Here is an 18,201-nt window from a genome sequence, read left to right on the forward strand (position 1 = left end):
GATAGGGATAACGTGCCGCCGCCACGTCGTCGCAAGATTTGTGGGGTTCCCTCAGGTACGGATCTATTTTAATCAAATAAATCCGTCCTTTTTTCCATAACTCGCCGGGTGACCGCTCAGGTCGAAAGCTGCTTGCTCCGCTATTGCAGCGGAATGTACACATCTGTCTGCCATTGATCCTGCGGTGTTTCGGGATAGACGCTCAGGTAATTGAAGAACAGCGGCTGGTCACGAAGTTCCTCACCACTGGCGGGCAGCCAATCGCGGTAGATCGGATAGATCGTTTCGCCGATGTGATCCGGTGACCCCGTGTGTCGCACCACGACGCAGCGACCGCCAGGCATGACCATCTCGCGCACGCCGAACTCATTAGGCGCCACGGCTTCGTGAATCTCGCCACAGATGGCGAAGCGGAATGCTTGCGCGGGTGTCGTATCGGGGTTGCCGTAGGGAATGCCAAAACTGCGACTCGAAGCCACCGGCGACTGCCCGCTCTGCTTGCGCCACGCGATGAACTTACGCACGCTCTCATTGACGAGCCCGGCAGGCCCGCAGTGTTCAAGCGCCGCGACCCTGACTTCAGGGAATTCCACAATTCGTATTTGCATGATGATCGTCCTGGAAAAGTGAGGGATTGCGAACACCGCATTCCAGACCTGCCAGTTCGGCCCTTTCCTGAATGCACTCGGCGTCATGCCGAACGCCCGCCTGAACGCCCTGCAAAACGCCTCGGGGCTTTCGAAGCCGGCACCGAGTGCGGCCTCCATTACCGAGTGGTCAGCAACGGCAGCCAGGCGATGCGCCGCGCGTCGTAGTCGCATCAGTTGCACATAACGTGAAACAGGCACGCCGACGAACGCGGTGAATTGTCGATGGAAGTGAAACGCTGAAAAGCTCGCCACATGGCTCAACGTCTTCACCGACAGGTCACCTTCAAGATTCTCGTCAATGTAGGCGAGGACGGCGTTGAAGCGTTTTGTGTAAGCGCGGTGGGTCGAGATGTCAGGCACAGGGAAAGGCTCTTGGAAGTACGGTCGGCAATAGGTTCGACTATAGCGGCATGAACGCGCCTAGCCGCGTTTGCTCAAGGCACGTTTAAGAGCACCCTGCCGGCGAGCAGTAAATATTGACTGTGTCGCCGCCTTCGCAGCCTCGCTGAAGCTCGACAACTCCCACATAGGCTCTGCGGCGTTCCGGGCGATCCAGCGCAGCCCCCATGGACGCTGAAGCAGCAACACTTACACTGGCTTTTGTGTAACCACCAGAAAACCCATCAACAACCCGTTTGATTCGGGGCAAGCTTGAGTCAACCAGCCACTGCTTGCAGGATCGTACAAGCCCGCAGGCCTGTTACGGGGGTAGCCTTGGACCTCTCACCCGCCGAAGGATCCAGCATGACTCAGCACCCGATCAACCTCACCCAAAAAGCCGCGCTCATCGATCAACAGTGGAGCCCGCGAGTGGTCGCCGAGATGAACGACTACCAATTCAAGGTGGTGCGCATCGAGGGCGAGTTCATTTGGCACGCCCACCCGGAAACCGATGAAGCCTTTCTGGTGCTTGAAGGCACGCTGCGTATCGACCTTCCAGACGGTCCGGTGTACGTGGCCCCGGGCGAGCTGTATGTCGTACCGCGAGGCGTCGAACACCGGACCGCCGCCGAAGGCGAAGCCAAACTGATGATGATCGAACCTCGCGGCATCTTGAACACCGGCCACGAAGGCGGCGAGCGTACTGCCGTGAATGATCTGTGGATCTGAAGGCTGCGGCGCCCTTACTCGCCCGACGCTTGCACGCTGCGAATCAGCGCGCCGAAAAGCTCCCCGCGCGGCATCTTGTCGAGCGGGATGTCGGCCTGCTCGAACCACGCCTGCCCGGCTTCCGGATGGGGCCCGCTCAGCACCACGACGCCCTTTTCATAGGTATACCGCGCCGCCGCCACATCGCCGTTCTGGTAGGTCGCAAGCGTGGTGTAGGGGGTGGCTGGGGTCGCTGCCGGGAAATACGGGCCGTCCTGGTAGAAAACGCTGTCGGCCTTGCCCGCCCATGTCACCCGCACCGCCGCGTCGGCGATGCCGGGTACTTCAAACCCAGGGCGGCCCGCTTCGGTGTCGAGGTCCTGTGGGATCAGGCCGAGGTTGCTGGCGTCCGCCAGGTAGGCCCCCATGCACAAACCCAGGTAGCGACCACCGCCGGCGACATAGTCGCGGATCGCCTGGGCCCGTGCCTCGCCGAGGCTGTCGAGGGCCGCGGGGATGTCCTGGCCGCCCCCCGGCTGAACGTACAGGTCATAACGGGCAAGGGTCTGCGGGGTGATATCGATCGGCTCGTCGGCACCGACGAAGTCGATCTGGTAAGTGGGGTCCAGACGCTGCAGCGCTGTTTTAACGTTTTCTGAACAGTCGTCACAGCCCGCCGGCCCGCGGTAGATGGCCACGTGGGTGATCGGCGTGATGGCCTGCGCCCAGCACGATTGCAGGGCGGTAAATGCCAGCAGCGCGACAACAAGGGTGGCTCGTTTCATGGGCGAGAGGTTCCGTTCATGGGGTGTGGGCTTGGCCATGCAAAGCCTATCCCGAATGCTCGGTTAAATTCGTTAACAGTTGTAAGCACCCGGCGCGCGCCTCCGCTACCATGAATGCCGGTTTGAAAGGAGGCACGCCATGGATCTGAAATTCAGTCACGGCCTGGAGGCCTTTATTCATGAGGCCTTCGCCGACGCAGGGCACTCTGCGCCAGCCTGGTAGTCTGTTCCTGCACACCTCATGCCCCGCGGAGTTCACATGATCACTGTCCACCACCTCAACAACTCACGTTCGCAGCGCATTCTGTGGCTGCTCGAAGAGCTTGGCCTGCCCTACGAGATCAAGCGCTACCAGCGCGACCCGAAGACCAACCTCGCGCCACCGGAGCTCAAGGCGATCAACGCACTAGGCAAGTCTCCGGTGATTGAAGACGGCGCCAACGTGGTGATCGAGTCCGGCGCCATTGTCGACTACCTGATCCGCCACCACGGCGACGGTCGCCTGCAACCCGACCCGGCCACCGCCGCCTACGACCAGTACGTGCAATGGCTGCACTTCGCCGAAGGCTCGGCCATGCTGCCGCTGATGCTCAACCTCTATGTCGGGCGCCTGGGCGATGCCGGTGCGCCGCTGCATCCGCGTATCGAATCGGAAGTGGCCAATTACCTCGGTTACCTCAACGACGCGCTGGCGCACACCCCGTACCTGCTGGGCGAGGAGTTGAGTGGCGCGGATATCCAGATGAGCTTTATCGGCGAAATCGCCAAGGCCCAGGGCAAGTTGCAGGCCTACCCGCACCTGGCGGCGTGGGTGCAGCGCTTTCAGGCACGGCCGGCGTACCGCCAGGCACTGGAACAGGGTGGCGAGTATGCGTTTGCCCAGTAACTGACGCGCGATCAAAGGTGGGAGCTGCGCTAAGGCCTGAACATCTGCCACAACGAGGCCCCCACCCCGGTGATGCTCTCCCCGGCAATCAAGCCCGCCGCTGCGGTGATCGCAAAGCGCTCGGTCAGGCTCGGCCAACGGCAGCTCACACACCAGGTCAACATCGCACCCAACGCCATCATCAACGACACCGACGCCGGCAGTACAAACGCCAACCCCAAGGCGGCAGCGCTGGGCAGGTAGCGGGCGCGGCGGGCCGGCAACAGGCTGTCGAGCACACCCAGCAGCACACCCGCTGCACCGGCGATGGCAATCGCCCAGCGAATGCTCACCGACAATGAATCCAGCCCATGGGTAAGGGTTTGCGCCACGGCTTTCCAGGTAGCGACCGCCGGCGCCGGCCATTCTTCGCTGAGCAGCATCGATTGCGGGTCCGGAATCAGCGCCAGGTAGGCGAACACGCCGACGATGCTGCCAATGAAAATCCCCAGGATCTGCGCGATCACTTGCTTGTGCGGCGTGGCGCCAATCGCCTTGCCGACCTTGAAGTCGTTCATCAAGTCGGTGCACTGCCCGGCCGAACCGCCGGCGGTGTTGGCGCTCATCAGGTTGATCGGCACTTGCCCCGGCGCGACGATGCCAAAGCTCAGTTGGGACAACTGCCCGATGGCGCCAATCGGTGGAATGCCGGTGGCGCCCACCACGCGCGCGGCCACGGCCGCCAGGCAGATCGCCAGGGGGATGGTCAGTAAGGCCATCCACAGGTTGATACCGAACAACAGCGCCTGCAGGCTCACCACCAGTGCGATCGACAGCAAGAAACCGGCAGCCGGCCCAGGCTTGGGCACGCTCCACGCCTGCTCGCCAACGGACTTGGTCGAGGAGTACAAGGCCCATAAACGAATCGCCAGCGAGGCCAAGGTCGAGCACACCATCAGGCTCACGCCCGGCCACAGCAGCCATTCCACCAATGCGGCGAATTGCGGGCCGCTGCTGCCCGCCGGCAATGTCACCAGGTTCTGCGCCAGCAGCCACGGGCCCAGCCCACCCCAGGCCAACAAGGCACCGAGCAGCAGGGTCAGGCCCACGCGAATGCCGATGATGCCGCCAAACCCCAGCAGCAACAGCGAAGGGTCGGCTGTAAAGGTCAGGCGTTCCCACTGGGCGTTTGGCGACCAGCGTGGGAAGGCCCACATAAAGGTGTCCACCCACTTCACCAGCCCGGACAGCAACGCCGCGCCGAGCAACACCTTCAAGCGCGTCGCGGCTTCGCGGCCATGGTTGTAGATGTGCAGCAGGGTTTCCAGGGTGGCCATGCCTTCGGGAAATTTCAGCGCCTGGTCATTGAGCAAGGAAGGCCGCAGGTACCAGGCAATCCAGATGCCCAGGAAGCTCACCGAGAACACCCAGGCGATCATCGGCAACGCGTCCAGCTGGTTGCCGGTCAGCAGGGTGTAGGCCGGGATCGGCGCGACCAACCCGCCGGAGATAATCGAGGCGGCGGCCGACGCGACCGTCTGGTTGATATTGCTTTCATGCAGCGTCCACGGCAACTGCTCGGATGACCGCCTGGCCAGGCCCTGCCAGATCGCATACCCCACCAGCAGGGCAATGATCGACATGTTGAACGACCAGCCGATCTTCAGGCCGGCGTACACGTTGGAAGGCGTGAGCAGGATGCCAAGCACGCTCCCGGTGATGACAGCACGCAGGCTGAGTTCGCGTTCGACGGGGGCGTACCGGGCAATGGCGGGCGAGGCTGAAAGCATGCGGATTCCTTTCGGCGTGACACAGGGCGACCTAACAAGTGAGCCCCGTGGAGGCCGAAGGTTCCTGAATCAGCAAGAAGCAACAGCGCCGCCAAGCCCTGATGCCAATCAGTTAAACGCAGATCCCCTGTGGGTTGGCTTGCCTGTGATGGCGGGCAAGTCCGGCCTTATCAAAATTAAAATAACTTACTGATTTTAAAGGGCTGAAATTTCACGCTGAATTCTTGAGCCTTGCATGGCCATTTCAGTCGACCGCATGTCTGTGGCGAGCGGGCTCGCCACAGAGGCCCGCTCGCCACAAGAACAGGTTGCAGCCTTGAAAGTTGCCTGGATCCCGTAACTATCCAGGGCTTTTGCCCTTCACTCCAAACGGAACCGTGCGGTGTTGTCACTCAACGCCTGGCTGCCCTTGCTCAGGGTATCCGCCGCCCGGTTGACCGCGCGCGCGCCGTCCAGCAGGCGCCCGGCGGCCTGGTCGACTTGCTGGATATTGCCGCTGACTTCGTCGGCCGTCGCCGCTTGTTCCTCCACCGCCGTGGCGATTTGCGCCAGGGTGTCAGTGACGTTCTGCACCGCGCCGGCGATCTCGCCCAAGCGCGTGCCCAGGCCGGTGACGGACTCGGCATCGGTCAACGCTTGCTCGCACGCAGCGCCCATCAAGGTGACCGCCTGGCTGACGGTTGCGCGCAGGCTGTCGACGGTACCGGCGATCTGCGCTGTGGAAGCCTGGGTACGTTGCGACAGGCTGCGCACTTCATCGGCCACCACGGCAAAGCCCCGGCCCTGCTCGCCTGCGCGGGCGGCTTCGATGGCGGCGTTGAGCGCCAGCAGGTTGGTCTGTTCGGCGATGCCGCGAATGGTGTCGACCACCGATTGAATCTGCTGGCCTTGCTGGCTGACTTGTTCCAGGGCGTTGGCGGTGTCGGTCAGGCGTTGGTTGAGCTGCTGGATACTGGTGGTGGTGCGCTGGCTGTCGCGGCTGCTCTCTTCGGCGATGCGTCGAGTCTGCTGGGCGCTGCCCGAGGCTTGTTCGCAACTGCGAGCGACGCCCATGGACGTGGCGGCCAGTTGAGTGGCGGCGGCGGCGATCTGGCTGATCTGGTGCTGCTGGTCTTCGACTTCGCTGAGGGTGTTGCCCGATTGCGAATTGAGGGTCAGCACCGCCGAGCCGAGCTGCTGGGTCTCGTGATTGACGCCGAGCAAACTGGTGCGCAATTGCACCACCGCGACGTTCAGCGCGGTGCTGATCACGGCGAGTTCGTCACGCCCTTGCACCGCCACTTCCACGCACAGGTTACCGTCACGCAGGGACTCGGCCAGGGTGGTGATGCCGCTGGCACTGCGGCGAATGGAGGCTTGCAGGCACATGAGCAGGTACAGCGCCGCCAGGGCCAGCACGCCGAACGTCGCCGCCATCGGAATGAATTGCTCGAGTGAACGCTCGTGGTAGTAGGTCAGGCGCGTGTCCAGGGAGGTCAACGACTGGTTGCGCAGCGCGCCCAGGCCGCCAAGCATGGCGTCGACACTGCGATCGAAGACCGCCGCATCGAGCTTGATGGTGCCGCCAAAGACACCGTCGTCGAGCACCTTGAGTTCGTTATCCAGCACTTGCAGGCTGTTGTCGTACTGTGCGACCCAGGGTTGAATGCCCGGGTATTGCTTGGCTTTGAGCGAAGCCGCCGCCTTGATCAACTGGTCCCGCGCATCACTGATGCGGCTACGCAGGTCGCGCATCTGCAGGCGGCTTTGCAGGGTGAACTGCCCTGAGGCGATGGATGACTGGCCGATGCTGGCCATGCGGCCGATGCGTTCGATCAGGTCGGGCGTCTGCTGCGTGGAGATCTGCATCAGCATGTAGGTTTCCAGCCACGGATCGAGGATCAGCCCGGTATCCAGGGCAATCTGCTCACGCAATGCCTGCACGGCACTGAGCGCCGAGGTGAAACGGTCGTAACCGTCCGGCCACCAGCCCACCGTGCGCTGGGACTGGCTGTCCAAGCCTTTGACCGACGCTTGCAAGGTCTCGAAGCGCGCCTGAATGTCCGCGCCGGCCTTTTGCGCCTTGAGCGTGTCGCCCAGGGTTTGCAGGCTTTGCTGGATCGGCGGGACATTGGCGTCCAGCGTCGCCATCGCGGCCTTGGCAGCAGCGGTGGGCTCACGCAGCAAGTCAACGGCCTTCCAGCGCGCCGCCAGGTTGCGCTGCGCGATCAGTTGAGCGTCGAGCGTATCGAGCGCCAACAACTGGCGTACACCGGACTGCTCGCTGGCAATCACGCTTAATTTTTCGCGGTAATCCTGGCCGATCACCCATAGGCTACCGACCAGGGGCAGCATGAACAGAAAGAACAGAAGCTGGAATTTACGTGCAAATCCGAAACGTCCGAGCAGGCGGATACCGGGTGATAACAAACTGTGCATGTCCGACCGCTCCAAAAAACAACCCACGCGATTAAATGGCGGGCCAAACCTTGAAATGACTAACGGCAAAAAGCCATGTCATTGATTAGCTTGGCACTAGCAAGATATGGGCCGTTCAAGCTCGGCCTTGAAACAGGGCATGCCGTGCACCGACAAGGCACTCGGCGTGCGCGAAAATGGGGCAAAAGCACTCAGTAGCGACGGCCGCTGTAACCGTCGGAGACGACCGCCCGAGGCGCTTTGCAAAACGCCCTCAATCATAGGCATCGTATCGGCCGCGCACCGGGAGAACTTGAAGGGAGGGAGCCTTGATTGAGAAAAATATCGCCAGCGAGCTGCCGAGCTCCCCCCATGGGATCGGTAGCGATCACGCCAGTAATTGAGTGATCCACTGGATCTGCCGGGTAATTGCCTGCACCTTCGCCTCAGGCACCGCCTGCTGTGCCTGCTCAAAGCCGGCCAGGGTCTTGCGCTTGAGGCGCAACACACGCTGCCACTTGGCCAGAAACACCGGGCTGCGGACCTGCATTTGCAGCGGGCCGAAGTACAGTTCTTCGGCACTGTAGGTCACTGAGTCGGCGCGCTCGGCGACGATGATTTCATAGTAGAAACGGTTTTCGTACAGCAGTTCTTCGCTGACGATGCGGTAGCCGTGGCTCATCAGCCAGAAGCGCAGTGGCTGCTCGCCGCCGTTGGGTTGCAGGATCAGGCGCTCAACGCCGTTCAGGTGGGCCTTGCCGGCGTCGAGGATGTCGCGCAGGGTCTCGCCGCCCATGCCACAGAGGCTGACGGCGGTGATGCGGTCGCCGGGCTCGATCGCCGCCAAGCCATCGGCCAGGCGCACGCTGATCCGCGATGCCAGGCCGTTGTCACGCACGGTGCGCTCGGCCGCCTGGAACGGCGTGGGCGCCACCTCCCCCGCCACCGCCGCCTCGATCAAGCCACGGCGCAGCAGCGCCACCGGCAGGTAGGCGTGGTCCGAACCGATATCGGCCAGGCGCGCGCCGTTCGGCACATGCGCGGCCACACGCTCCAGGCGCATGGACAAGGTATGTTCGTTCAAGCTGTGATCCTTATCATTGCCCGGAAAACCGATCCCGGCTGTTGGTCAGATGCAACACCATGGCGGCTCTTGCCGCGTCCGGGTCCTGGCGCTTGATGGCGTTGAAAATCGCCTCATGCTCCAGGTTCGCCAACTGCCCGAGCCTGGCAAAATCGGCGCCCCCGCGTTCGTCACTCTTCACTTGAGCACGCGGGATCATCGCATTGCCCAGGTGCAGCATGATCTCGCTGAAGAAGCTGTTGCCGGTGGCTTCGGCGATCAACTGGTGAAAGCGTTTGTCCTCTTCCACGCAACTGTCGTTGTTGGCCAGGGAGGCCTGGTAGTCGTCCAGCGCCTGGCGCATATGGGCCAGTTGCGCGTCGCTGCGGCGCAGCGCGGCCAATGCCACCGCTTGCACCTCCAGGCCCAGGCGCAGTTCCAGCATGTTGCGCACGCTGGCGACCGTGTCCACATGCAGACGCAAGCCCTGCTGGGCGCTTTGCTCCAGCACAAAGGTGCCGATGCCGTGACGTGTCTCCACCAGCCCCGACGCCTGCAACTTGGACAGCGCCTCGCGCACCACCGTACGGCTCACCCCATGCTCTTGCACAATGGTGGATTCCGACGGCAGTTTTTCGCCGGGTTTCAACTGCCCGAGCAGGATGCGCTGGGTCAGGGCGTCGACCACGCCCTGGGCCAGGTTGTAAGAGCGTCTACGCACGGGGGGTGGGCTTTCAATGGGCATTGCTAAGGTCCGAGGGGCGGGGCTGGTGGGAGCTTAACACCCTGCTCAAGGGCATCGCAGGGCTGATTGAAAAAACCGCCACCTTGTATGACAACCAATCTTAAAACAGTCTTTAACCGCCGCTTGCCACCGCTCTCCATGCTAGATGTTCACGCGCATAAATCGCGCAAAAACCTGCATAAAACTCAATGAATACTGAGAAATAACCAAAAACAACACAACCACTCCAGCGTTATAAACATAAAAACACCAAGCAGCGGATTGCGGACTCCAGAAAAGCACTTGTATGATGTCTATCAACAAAACACACACACCCGCATAAAAATAATCAGGGGGGAGTTTCGAATGGTGAACACGTCACGCCATGCATCTGCCGCTTCAAACAGTGATCCCGTCCTCGCGCGCGCCGTGCGCAAAGTGAAGCGCCATGTGCTCCCACTGTTCGTGATCATGTTCATCCTCAACTACATCGACCGGGTCAATATCGGCTTTGTGCGCACGCACATGGAACATGACCTGGGCATCGGCGCGGCGGCCTATGGCTTTGGCGCCGGGCTGTTCTTCATTGGCTATGCCCTGTTCGAAGTGCCCTCCAACATGCTGCTGCAAAAGGTCGGCGCGCGTATCTGGCTGACCCGCATCATGTTCACCTGGGGCATCGTCGCCACGCTGATGGCGTTCATCCAGAACGAAACCCACTTCTACATCCTGCGTTTTCTGCTGGGCGTGGCCGAAGCCGGCTTCTTCCCTGGGGGTGATCTACTACTTCACACGCTGGCTGCCGGGTGTGGAACGCGGTAAAGCCATTGCGATTTTCCTCAGCGGTTCGGCGGTGGCTTCGTTGATCTCCGGCCCGCTGTCGGGGGTGCTGTTGCAGGTCGAAGGCTTTGGTTTGCACGGCTGGCAATGGATGTTCGCTATCGAAGGCCTGGCCTCGGTGGTGATCGGCTTCTTTGTGTGGTTCTGGCTCGACTCCAAGCCCCACGACGCCCGTTGGATGACCCGCGAAGAGCAGGATGCCCTGGTCGGCGCCATCGACGAGGAACAACGCCAGCGCGAGGCGCTGACCAGCGTCAAGCCGACCCTCGGCAAGCTGCTCAAAGACCGCCAGATCCTGTTGTTCTGTGCCCTGTACTTCTGCATCCAACTGACGATCTACGCGGCGACGTTCTGGCTGCCGAGCATCATCAAGAAGATGGGTGACCTGAGCGATGTGCAGGTCGGTTTCTTCAACTCGATCCCCTGGCTGATCTCGATCATTGCCATGTATGCCTTCGCTGCGCTATCGGGCAAGTTCAAGTTCCAGCAGGCCTGGGTTGCAGCCGCGCTGTTGATTGCTGCGGCGGGCATGTTCATGTCCACCACCGGCGGGCCGATCTTTGCTTTCGTGGCGATCTGCTTTGCGGCCATCGGCTTCAAGTCGGCATCTTCGCTGTTCTGGCCGATCCCCCAGGGTTACCTGGATGTGCGCATCGCCGCAGCGGTGATCGCACTGATCAACTCCATCGGCAACCTCGGCGGCTTCGTGGCACCGACCACCTTCGGCTTCCTGGAACAGACCACCGGTTCGATCCAGGGCGGCCTCTACGGCCTGGCCGGCACCTCGGTGCTGGCGGCGATCCTGGTGTTCTTCGCCAAGACCGCGCCCTCTGCCGTATTGAATTCGCCAAGCCCTGCGCCAGCCGGCGCCGCCGTCAGCAAACCTCTTTGAGCCTTTCAGGAAACTTGCCATGAATACCCCAGTCGTCACGCACTTCCAGGTCATCCCCGTCGCCGGCCACGACAGCATGCTGCTCAACCTCAGCGGCGCCCACGGGCCTTACTTCACGCGCAATATCGTCATCCTCAAGGACAGCTCCGGCAACACCGGTGTCGGTGAGGTGCCCGGCGGCGAACGCATCCGCGAAACCCTGGAAGACGCACGCAGCCTGGTGATCGGCCAACCGATCGGCCACTACCAGCGCGTCCTCAACCAGATGCGCAGCACCTTTGCCTCGCGGGACTCGGCTGGCCGAGGCCTGCAAACCTTTGACCTGCGCATCACCATCCATGCCGTCACCGCCATGGAAGCAGCCCTGCTCGACTTGCTGGGTCAATTCCTCGAAGTCCCGGTGGCCGCTTTGCTCGGTGAAGGCCAGCAACGCGATGCGGTGAAAATGCTCGGTTACCTGTTCTATGTCGGCGACCGCAACGCCACCGACCTGGCGTATCGCAACGAAGCGGACGCGGACGATGATTGGTTCCGCCTGCGCCATGAAACAGCCCTGACTCCCGAAGCCGTGGTGCGCCTGGCTGAAGCCGCCAAAGCCAAGTACGGCTTCAACGATTTCAAGCTCAAGGGCGGCGTACTGAGCGGCGACGCGGAAATCGAAGCGGTCACCGCTCTGGCCGAACGCTTCCCCGATGCGCGCATCACCCTCGACCCGAACGGCGCCTGGTCACTCAAGGAAGCCATCCGTTTGTGCCGCGACCAGCACCAAGTACTCGCCTACGCCGAAGACCCCTGCGGTGCCGAAAACGGTTACTCGGGCCGCGAAGTCATGGCCGAGTTCCGCCGTGCCACCGGCCTCAAGACCGCCACCAACATGATCGCCACCGACTGGCGCGAAATGGGCCACGCGATCCAGCTGCAATCGGTGGACATCCCGCTGGCCGACCCGCACTTCTGGACCATGCAAGGCTCGGTGCGCGTGGCGCAGATGTGCCATGAGTGGGGCCTGACCTGGGGCTCGCACTCCAACAACCACTTCGATATTTCCCTGGCGATGTTCACCCAGGTGGCCGCCGCCGCGCCGGGCGAAATCACCGCCATCGACACCCACTGGATCTGGCAGGACGGCCAGCGCCTGACCAAGGCGCCGCTGACCATCGAAGGGGGCTACGTGAAGGTGCCGGCCAAGCCCGGCCTGGGCGTGGACATCGACATGGATGCGGTGGCCAAGGCCCACGAACTGTACAAAGGCATGGGCCTCGGCGCGCGGGATGACAGCGTGGCGATGCAGTATCTGATACCAGGGTGGCGCTATGACAATAAGCAGCCTTGCCTGGTGCGGTGATTGATCGGGCGCCCCCCCTACCCTTTTACCGCCAGGCGACACGAGCGCCGGCCTAACGTGAGGTTCTTTGACCGGGAACCTCGACCATGGACAACCGCCCTGCGCCACAGGATCAAGTCGCGGCATCGCGCGCGCTTTTGCAACGCACCTTCGCCGACCGCCCGCGCCTTGAGGACGTGGCCAACACGCTGATCGATCACGCATGGGCTGAACGTTTCAACGGCCAGGCGCTGCGTGCCGCCAGCTTGACCCTGGGCGTCCCCCCTCATACCCAGTCGCTGGCAGACGCCTTGATCAGCCGGGTCATGCGCGGTGAGGCCGTCAACTACACACCCGGTTACCATCAGGTGCTGCGTAGCGGTCGCCCCGTACCGAGGCCTGTCACCACGCACCCGACCGTGGATGATCTGGAGCAATTGATCAATCTGCTCGGACCATTGCTGGTGGGCACGTTCCAGCAGCGCCTGGCCGACTATTGGAGCGCGACGCCCTCACTCATCGACCCCTTGTCGACACGCTGGCGGATCGTGTCCGAGCAACTGCGTCGCTGCCTGCAAAACGCACCGCAGAACCCGCCGCTCAGCCCAGAACAACGGCAGCGCGTGCTCGGCCAGTTGTACGCCGACCGCGAGAGCCGCGACCGGCACATTGGCGAACAAAAGCTCCAGGCGTTGCTGGTGTAGGTGGATGCGTTCGATGAGCACGGCGAGCCATTCCACAAGCTCGGGATCTCGGCGCAAAGCGGCATCTACTTTTTGGGCCTGCCCAACCTGGTGAACCGTGCGTCGTCGTTTATCTATGGGGTGTGGCACGACGCAAAATACGTGGCGGACCACATTGCCTTGCAGAATGCCTACATGGACTACAGGCAGTAAACGCAGGCACTGCGTCGCCGGGTTGGCCGCTTGAGCAAAGCGGCCGACCCAGCCATGTCGACAGCGCTATCAGGCATGCTCGGCACGCGATGAATGCTGCGTGCTCGAAGGCGGCATTACGGCATCGGGCAATGACGCGACGTGCACGGTACGCGACGGGAAGGCAAACGCGGCGTCAAGCTCGGCGACCGCTTCCATGATGTTCAAGTTGATCCTTTGCTGAACATCCATATAAACGTTATAGCTGGCGTCCAGGACGATATAGACCGTTTCGAATTCGAGCGCGCTTTCACCAAAGCTCCTGAAATGGCACCGATCAAACCTGGCCAACTCTTCCTTGCGGATGATGGCTTCCACCCGTCGCGTGACTTGCCGGATCTGTTCGGTCGAACAGTCATAGGTCAGGCGAAATTCGAACACAATCCGACGCTCCTGCAGCCGTTTGTAGTTCTGAATGGTGCTGCCGATCATATCGGCGTTCGCCATCACGATCTGTTCGCCACCCAGGCTGCGGATGCGCGTGGTCTTGAGCCCCACGTGTTCAACCGTACCGGCGAGCGAACCCACCACGATGAAATCGCCCACTTCAAATGGCTTATCAACGGCAATGGATAGCGAGGCGAACACATCGCCCAGAATGTTCTGCACCGCGAGCGCCACAGCGATACCGCCCACGCCCAGGCTGGCGACAAACGCGGTGATGTTGACACCCAGGTTCGACAACATGGCGAGCACAATCACCGCCCACAACAGCACCTTGACGCCCCACAGACTCAGGGTGGCCAGGGCACTGGCCTGAAACGCCCCGGCGGCGCTGTGCCGAGAGAAATAGCGATGCAGCCCAAGCGCCAACGCACGGTTGGCCCACAGGCCGATCTGCAACGCCGCCACCACAAACCACAGGCTGCTGACCCGGCCGAGCCAGCGCTCCGGCAAATCCAGCAAACCGACCCCGACCAGTATCGATGCCAACAACAGCAAGGTGGTGCTGGTGGCCGACAACACTTCACTGGCCATGACACTCAGGTGCCGATTGCCAGCGCTGGCCCTGGCCTGGACTCTGCGAAAAACGAAACGGATCGCGGTCCTTGCCAACAAGTAGCTCAGCGCCGCCGCGCAACAGGCAACGGCCCAGTTCGCCAGCGAAATGCCTAACAGCGTGTACGTCGTGAAAAATCCTGCGAAGTCCTCAGTCATTGAAACCCCCTTTGCACGCCTGCGACGGCGCATGCGTTGTGGGGCATCGCCAGCCGCAGCCAGGTAAACGCCAGTTGAACGGGCTTTGCCGTCAAGTGGCCTGTCTGGGTTAGGCGCCTTGAGGTGGCGACTGTTCAATCAAATGACTGGCGTGGGGGTATTTTGTGGGACGCGCCTGAATCGATCCGAGTTTCGTAGCTTTGCCTGAAGCTGAGGCCCATTAGCAGGTGCCTGAGCAACCCCGTGTTATCGCGAAACGATAGGCCGGTCACACTCATGACATGAGTGCACCGATATGCCGTCGTGCCCAGATATATCTGGGCACGAACATCCCCCCAGCTACCCCATCTCCCGGGCAAAATGCTTGGTCAATTCGAGCAAGGTCGCTCGCAATTCAGGCGGACGCACGGGTTTGGACAGGATCGAGATGTTCATGTGGGTCAACAGGCTGCGGATACGCTCGATTTCATGGCCGGTCATGATCATTGCCGGAACTTCCCAGCCACGCTGTTCGCGAATCGCCGCAATACACTCGGCACCTGAAATTTTCGGCCCCAGGTCGAAGTCGGCAATGATGATGTCGCATTCGGTCATTACGTTCAGTCCATCGCTGTGGCTCTCGACCTCACATCCCCATTTTTCCAGCAAGGCCGAGGTCGCCATCAGCACATTGGAATCGTCTTCCACCAGGCACACCCGCAGGCCCTGCAGGCGGCTTTGCGTGGCAGCCGGCCGTTGCGCCTCGGTGCGTGGCATGATGCGTTCCAGCCCCTCAATAGCAGCGCGGGTGCCCTGCCCGAGTCGGGAGTCCAACTGAATATCCAGATTGATCAGTTGGCTGATACGTTTGACGATAGACAAGCCCAACCCCAGGCCCTCAACATCCTTGTCGCGTGCGTGGCGCACTCGATAGAACTCTTTGAATACATCCGGCAAATGCTCGGCGGAAATCCCGCGTCCTTTGTCGTAAATAACAATGGCCAAGCCCTCGCCTCTGGGGCGCACACCGATCAATACCGGCTGGCCGGAGGCGTATTTGAGCGTATTGGAGACCAGGTTCTGCACCATGGTGCTCAACAGCCCGGCATTGACGTTAACCCAATGCCGGCAAGGACGCAGACGCAGCTCAACGCCGGCCCAGCGCGCTGCCTCAGTATTTTGTTTGACCACATCCTGCAGCAGCGCGCCCAGGTTCACCGGCTCCGATTGCGGTTCCAGCTTGCCGTTGTCGAGGGTGTAGATATCCAGAATCGAACGGAACAACTGGGAGACGGTATGCAGCGAGCGGTCAATGTTGTCCACCAGTCGCAGTTCTTCGCTGCCCAGGTTCGCGTCGCGCAAACACGCGGTAAACAGGCCGATAGAGTGGATGGGCTGGCGCAGGTCATGGCTGGCCTGGGCCAGAAAGCGTGACTTTTCCTGGTTGGCGGCGATCGCTTCTTCCGATGCGATACGCGTACGTTTGAGCAGAATATGGGCGTAGGCCGGTACCACGATGGTGGTCACGATCAGCATGAGGAACATATAGGGCTGATCACGCCAGAAAGGCGTCATAACGAAGATCATCACCAGCATGCTCAGCGCGATCAGGGTCGCGGCGGCCAGGTAGCGCGAACCGAAGCGCATGCCATTACCCAGCGTGACCCAGAGCAAGGCGGCGTAAACCGGCAACGCACCCTCCCCGCCAACGATCATGGCAAAAGCGATGCCACTATAGTCATGGGCCATGGCGAACAATCGGCGCCAGAAAAAGTGCCCTGGCCAGCGTTTGATCGCCATGCGCAGAGGCACTGCTACGCTGATAAAAAACGCCATGTACCACATGATCGGCACGTAAGTGTCGAAGTCGCTGGAAGGAAGAAAAGCCACCACAAAGATATAGAGCGAAGCACAGGTGCTGACCGTCAACCGCAACGTGGCCTGATCCAGTTCGCTGTTCTTTTCCGTCATGTTCATTGCGATTCTCCAGCATGAAAAGCTGCTTCAAATTTGAAACACCGCGTTACTATTTGGGTTACGATTCGCCGACCCGGAGGTGAGATGGACCTTGAGCATGACGCACAGAATCATAGTGGCAGATGACCACCCTCTGTTTCGCGAAGGTATGCTGAGAACCATTGAGCGACTCATGCCGACGGCTCTGATAGAACAGGCGGGCAATCTGGATGAAGTACTGGCGCTGGCGCGATCCGGCGCAGAAGTCGATTCGTTGATTCTGGATCTGCGCTTCCCCGGTATCACGTCCATGCACGTCATCGGCCAACTGCGCAACGAGTTCAAACGGACCTCGATCATTGTGGTGTCGATGGTCGACGACCTGGACATTATTTCCCAGGTCATCGCGCAAGGCGCTGATGGATTTATCGGCAAGAATGTAGACCCGACAGGCATTGCCGAAGCCATCATGGCAATTCGTGAAGGCGAAGTGGTGGTCAAATACAACCTTGAAAACCCGCTCCTGGACCCTACCCTCTCCTCGCTCACTGCCCGCCAACGGCAAGTGCTCGGCCTGATTGCAGCTGGCAAAACCAATAAGGAGATAGCCAGGCAATTGGGCATCTCTCCGTTCACGGTACGCATCCATGTTTCCACGCTGCTTAAATCCCTGGGGGTGCCTACCCGTGCGGCGGCAGCGGCCCAATTCAGCAACTTCCCCGGCGCCAGCGGGTGGGCGGGCAAACTCGATACATGAGTCACGAACTGGCGCAATTACCAGGGTGATACAGACGCTTTATGCGCGGTCTGGATCAACCTTAACAACGGGTAAACGAGGATCCATAACTTCATATTTTCAACTCCATTCATCCACCTTCGATAATGCGCGATCAAACCAACCGTGAGAGTAACTTAATACACTAATTCAACCCGACAATATCTGTCGCGCCATGCTAGACAAGTCGATATTGGCCACCTATAGCACATCTGTACTATAGCGTCGCCTGACACACCCACCTAAGCTGTGCAAGCTTGAAAAATTCTTAAGAACAGCGAGCCAGGGCGCATCCCGGACTCCATTCCAGTTTTCGGGGTGAAGTGTCGCCGCTTGTTTATTCGTGATGAAATCCAACGGGGCGATTAGTTGCACTACGCTGATCAATTTTTCCGTGCATCCGGTCGAAATTGAACAGTCCTGAACATAACTCAAGGTAAGTCTTATGTGCGTAAAATATGGAAAAACACTGAGAATCGGATTCACTCTTTGCTTGCTGACCGGCGTTTTGGGAGGCTGTGCAAACACTGGAGACTTGATGAGTTCCTTGAACCCGGGGGCGCAAAAATACGATGTCGTTTACCTGAAAAAAACCATTATTCCGGGTAAGACCACCAAGACCCAGGTGACGCAATTGTTTGGCACGCCAGCCGAGGAGCACCTTGATTCAAGCAGTAAGAGCAACGAATCAAGCTGGACCTACAGCAAGAGCGAAGAGGGTCTCGATAAATACATGGCCCTGGCCCACAAATATGTCTCGACCGAGACCAGCCTGAAAATGTACGACGCCTCAGCACAAGTCTCCAAAGCCCAAGGCGTAGCGGATGACGTCAGCAGTGCGACCAACACCAAAACAATCAAAAATCAGAATAAAGGGTCAAGGCTGATTATTTACTTCGTGAATGAAGTGGTGGAGTACTACAGGCTTTACTAACACGCCCCTTCTGATAAGACGGCGGTGTCGTTTAATGCAGGAACA

Annotated in this window: 14 protein-coding genes and 2 pseudogenes; 8 read left to right on the forward strand and 8 right to left on the reverse strand. The window is 60.5% G+C overall.

Going from position 1 to position 18,201, the window contains the following annotated elements; translation table 11 throughout:
- Window positions 1-140: 140 nt before the first annotated feature.
- A complete protein-coding gene (locus AB4O05_RS22920; RefSeq protein WP_460135155.1) occupies window positions 141-1,010 on the reverse strand; it encodes an AraC family transcriptional regulator in 870 nt (289 codons plus the stop codon).
- A gap of 384 nt (window positions 1,011-1,394) precedes the next feature.
- Between AB4O05_RS22920 and AB4O05_RS22925 the strand changes: the two genes are divergently transcribed.
- Window positions 1,395-1,760, forward strand: a complete 366-nt coding sequence (locus AB4O05_RS22925; RefSeq protein WP_460135154.1) for a cupin domain-containing protein — start codon at window positions 1,395-1,397, stop codon at window positions 1,758-1,760.
- A 14-nt stretch (window positions 1,761-1,774) separates the two neighbouring features.
- Here AB4O05_RS22925 and AB4O05_RS22930 read toward each other — a convergent pair whose 3' ends face one another.
- On the reverse strand, window positions 1,775-2,524 hold the full coding sequence (locus AB4O05_RS22930) for a BPL-N domain-containing protein (RefSeq protein ID WP_460135153.1): 750 nt from the start codon (window positions 2,522-2,524) through the stop codon (window positions 1,775-1,777).
- Window positions 2,525-2,783: 259 nt separating this feature from the next.
- On the opposite strand from AB4O05_RS22930, the gene AB4O05_RS22935 reads away from it, so the two are divergent.
- Window positions 2,784-3,410 carry a glutathione S-transferase family protein gene (locus AB4O05_RS22935; protein ID WP_460135152.1) on the forward strand — a complete coding sequence of 209 codons (627 nt, stop codon included), beginning with the start codon at window positions 2,784-2,786 and terminating at the stop codon, window positions 3,408-3,410.
- A 29-nt stretch (window positions 3,411-3,439) separates the two neighbouring features.
- Here the strand turns inward: AB4O05_RS22935 and AB4O05_RS22940 are convergent, their stop codons facing one another.
- The 4 genes from AB4O05_RS22940 to AB4O05_RS22955 all read right to left on the reverse strand — a co-directional run bounded on the left by AB4O05_RS22940 (window position 3,440) and on the right by AB4O05_RS22955 (window position 9,384).
- On the reverse strand, window positions 3,440-5,179 hold the full coding sequence (locus AB4O05_RS22940; protein WP_460135151.1) for an OPT family oligopeptide transporter: 1,740 nt from the start codon (window positions 5,177-5,179) through the stop codon (window positions 3,440-3,442).
- Between the two features lie 360 nt (window positions 5,180-5,539).
- Window positions 5,540-7,597 carry a methyl-accepting chemotaxis protein gene (locus AB4O05_RS22945; RefSeq protein ID WP_460164803.1) on the reverse strand — a complete coding sequence of 686 codons (2,058 nt, stop codon included), beginning with the start codon at window positions 7,595-7,597 and terminating at the stop codon, window positions 5,540-5,542.
- A 367-nt stretch (window positions 7,598-7,964) separates the two neighbouring features.
- Window positions 7,965-8,660, reverse strand: coding sequence for a tRNA (adenine(22)-N(1))-methyltransferase (locus AB4O05_RS22950; RefSeq protein ID WP_460135150.1), 696 nt, complete (start codon window positions 8,658-8,660; stop codon window positions 7,965-7,967).
- 13 nt (window positions 8,661-8,673) lie between these two features.
- Window positions 8,674-9,384 (reverse strand): FadR/GntR family transcriptional regulator, encoded by a 711-nt coding sequence (locus AB4O05_RS22955; RefSeq protein ID WP_460164804.1) that lies wholly within the window; start codon window positions 9,382-9,384, stop codon window positions 8,674-8,676.
- A 348-nt stretch (window positions 9,385-9,732) separates the two neighbouring features.
- Here AB4O05_RS22955 and AB4O05_RS22960 point away from each other — a divergent pair.
- From AB4O05_RS22960 to AB4O05_RS22975, 4 genes and pseudogenes are all read left to right on the forward strand, one after another.
- A pseudogene (locus AB4O05_RS22960) lies at window positions 9,733-11,095 on the forward strand (MFS transporter).
- A 19-nt stretch (window positions 11,096-11,114) separates the two neighbouring features.
- A complete protein-coding gene (gudD, locus tag AB4O05_RS22965) occupies window positions 11,115-12,440 on the forward strand; it encodes a glucarate dehydratase (protein WP_460135149.1) in 1,326 nt (441 codons plus the stop codon).
- Window positions 12,441-12,526: 86 nt separating this feature from the next.
- Complete coding sequence (locus tag AB4O05_RS22970; protein ID WP_460135148.1) at window positions 12,527-13,123, forward strand: hypothetical protein; 597 nt, start codon at window positions 12,527-12,529, stop codon at window positions 13,121-13,123.
- A pseudogene (locus AB4O05_RS22975) lies at window positions 13,124-13,315 on the forward strand (FAD-dependent oxidoreductase); the annotation flags it as partial.
- 69 nt (window positions 13,316-13,384) lie between these two features.
- Here the strand turns inward: AB4O05_RS22975 and AB4O05_RS22980 are convergent.
- Both AB4O05_RS22980 and AB4O05_RS22985 read right to left on the reverse strand, forming a co-directional pair.
- A complete protein-coding gene (locus AB4O05_RS22980) occupies window positions 13,385-14,512 on the reverse strand; it encodes a mechanosensitive ion channel family protein (RefSeq protein WP_460135147.1) in 1,128 nt (375 codons plus the stop codon).
- 339 nt (window positions 14,513-14,851) lie between these two features.
- Entirely contained in the window at window positions 14,852-16,468 is a 1,617-nt protein-coding gene (locus AB4O05_RS22985; protein WP_460135146.1) for an ATP-binding response regulator, read from the reverse strand.
- A 97-nt stretch (window positions 16,469-16,565) separates the two neighbouring features.
- Between AB4O05_RS22985 and AB4O05_RS22990 the strand changes: the two genes are divergently transcribed.
- Together AB4O05_RS22990 and AB4O05_RS22995 are read left to right on the forward strand one after the other, a co-directional pair.
- On the forward strand, window positions 16,566-17,204 hold the full coding sequence (locus AB4O05_RS22990) for a LuxR C-terminal-related transcriptional regulator (RefSeq protein ID WP_460164805.1): 639 nt from the start codon (window positions 16,566-16,568) through the stop codon (window positions 17,202-17,204).
- Window positions 17,205-17,760: 556 nt separating this feature from the next.
- Window positions 17,761-18,156 (forward strand): hypothetical protein, encoded by a 396-nt coding sequence (locus AB4O05_RS22995; RefSeq protein WP_460135145.1) that lies wholly within the window; start codon window positions 17,761-17,763, stop codon window positions 18,154-18,156.
- Window positions 18,157-18,201: the final 45 nt, after the last annotated feature.

Source organism: Pseudomonas sp. S1_G07, from assembly GCF_054668565.1.

Bases quoted from the DNA above. Each gene is read 5' to 3' on its own strand.
- AB4O05_RS22925 (WP_460135154.1), top strand. From the start codon at position 1,395: ATGACTCAGCACCCGATCAACCTCACCCAAAAAGCCGCGCTCATCGAT.
- AB4O05_RS22930 (WP_460135153.1), bottom strand. From the start codon at position 2,524: ATGAAACGAGCCACCCTTGTTGTCGCGCTGCTGGCATTTACCGCCCTG.
- AB4O05_RS22935 (WP_460135152.1), top strand. From the start codon at position 2,784: ATGATCACTGTCCACCACCTCAACAACTCACGTTCGCAGCGCATTCTG.
- AB4O05_RS22940 (WP_460135151.1), bottom strand. From the start codon at position 5,179: ATGCTTTCAGCCTCGCCCGCCATTGCCCGGTACGCCCCCGTCGAACGC.
- AB4O05_RS22945 (WP_460164803.1), bottom strand. From the start codon at position 7,597: ATGCACAGTTTGTTATCACCCGGTATCCGCCTGCTCGGACGTTTCGGA.
- AB4O05_RS22955 (WP_460164804.1), bottom strand. From the start codon at position 9,384: ATGCCCATTGAAAGCCCACCCCCCGTGCGTAGACGCTCTTACAACCTG.
- gudD (WP_460135149.1), top strand. From the start codon at position 11,115: ATGAATACCCCAGTCGTCACGCACTTCCAGGTCATCCCCGTCGCCGGC.
- AB4O05_RS22970 (WP_460135148.1), top strand. From the start codon at position 12,527: ATGGACAACCGCCCTGCGCCACAGGATCAAGTCGCGGCATCGCGCGCG.
- AB4O05_RS22980 (WP_460135147.1), bottom strand. From the start codon at position 14,512: ATGACTGAGGACTTCGCAGGATTTTTCACGACGTACACGCTGTTAGGC.
- AB4O05_RS22985 (WP_460135146.1), bottom strand. From the start codon at position 16,468: ATGAACATGACGGAAAAGAACAGCGAACTGGATCAGGCCACGTTGCGG.
- AB4O05_RS22990 (WP_460164805.1), top strand. From the start codon at position 16,566: ATGACGCACAGAATCATAGTGGCAGATGACCACCCTCTGTTTCGCGAA.
- AB4O05_RS22995 (WP_460135145.1), top strand. From the start codon at position 17,761: ATGAGTTCCTTGAACCCGGGGGCGCAAAAATACGATGTCGTTTACCTG.